Source organism: Neoroseomonas rubea (genome assembly GCF_016106015.1).
In the GTDB taxonomy this organism is placed as follows: Bacteria; Pseudomonadota; Alphaproteobacteria; order Acetobacterales; family Acetobacteraceae; genus Neoroseomonas; species Neoroseomonas rubea.
In genome coordinates this window covers 1-1,288 of record NZ_JACADQ010000593.1, presented here as the reverse complement: position 1 = coordinate 1,288, position 1,288 = coordinate 1, and the positions used below count along the sequence as shown (strand labels likewise).

The 1,288-nt window shown below is 71.0% G+C and carries 2 protein-coding genes; both read right to left on the bottom strand.

The window, feature by feature from the left end:
- Window positions 1-409 precede the first annotated feature (409 nt).
- Window positions 410-787, bottom strand: a complete 378-nt coding sequence (locus HW577_RS25140) for a helix-turn-helix transcriptional regulator (RefSeq protein WP_198378816.1) — start codon at window positions 785-787, stop codon at window positions 410-412.
- 163 nt (window positions 788-950) lie between these two features.
- Window positions 951-1,121, bottom strand: coding sequence for a hypothetical protein (locus tag HW577_RS25135; protein ID WP_198378815.1), 171 nt, complete (start codon window positions 1,119-1,121; stop codon window positions 951-953).
- Window positions 1,122-1,288 lie beyond the last annotated feature (167 nt).

The window sequence follows — 1,288 nt, the reverse complement described above, 5'->3', positions numbered from 1 at the left end:
GCCCGCCCGGCCCATCAGGGCCGCAAAGGGCCGCGCCGATGGCGGCGGGCGGCCCTGGCGCGGCCCTTTGCGGCCCTGATGGGCCGGGCGGGCTGGCGAAGGCGGGCATGGGCGGCACGGCGCAGGCGATCGGCGCGCTGGACGGCGCGCAGGGCGCGCATGCGGGCGGAATGCTGGCGCATCCACGCCGCGATATGCGGCGCGATCGCGACCACGCGGGGGTCGATCGGTTGTGCAATCTGCACAGGCGGCTTCCTGTCGAAAGGATGCCGCGTGACGCGATGCGGACAGGTGCGCTAAGACTTCTGCGGCTGCCGGCCCGGCCTGCCCTCAAGAAGTCTTCGCGCTTCCCCCTCTCGTCCGCTCTCGCGTGCGCGCGGTTCGGTCGGGAGGGGTTAGAGGGCGGCAGTCACGCCGCGCCACCGAAGATCGGCGCCGCGTTCTTCCTCGGGCGTCCACGCGGGCGCCGCATCGGCGGGCCGCCGTTGTGCCCGACCATGGACGGGTCTTCGACGGGCGCAGCCGGGGCAGCCTTCGTCAGCGACCCCTTCTCGACCCGCGAGATGATCCAGGCGTCAATCTCGTGTTCGAGCCAGCCTCGCGCCTGCGGCGAGATCATGAAACCGCTCGGCGCGCGTCCTTCCGCGATCAGGCGATACCACTGGCTCCGGCTACAGCCCGTGCGCCCTTCCTTCCCGTAGACATCTTCGCCTCGGAGGATGCGCAGCCCGGACGGCATCGCGCCGGCCGCTGGCGTGGTGATGGCGCTTGGCGCCTGCTTCGACATGGGGGGATGCCTTTCCGCTGATGCTTCAAGGCCCCCCATTCTAGGCATCGTAAGTGTGCCGCCAACACGTTTCGGGGAACACTCAGCGGGAACACTCACGGGGCAAAAACGGCGGATTTCTGCGGCTTTAAGTGTTCCCGGAACACTCAGCGCGCGGGAACACTCACGATTTTCTGCCGCGTTCGGAAGCGCGCGCGCCCCACACATCCTGATGGATCGCGCGGCAGGTCTCGCGCTTCATCATCCCTCGGAATTCGGCCCACGCCTCATTCCATGAAGGCGACGGGGTATTCGGGTTGCGCGGGTCGCGCTTGATGCGCCGCAGCCACGCCATGTAGGCCGCCCGCCCTTCGGCCAGCGATAGGTCGTCCGCCGCGCGGCGCGCCCTTGCAGCAGCAGGCCGGGCCGGCGCCGCCTGGGCAGCCCCGGAAGGCGCCGAAGGGGGCGCTGTGGGCGCCGCCGGGGCCGGCGCGGGCCAGAAGCGCAGCCCAGCCCAGGCCC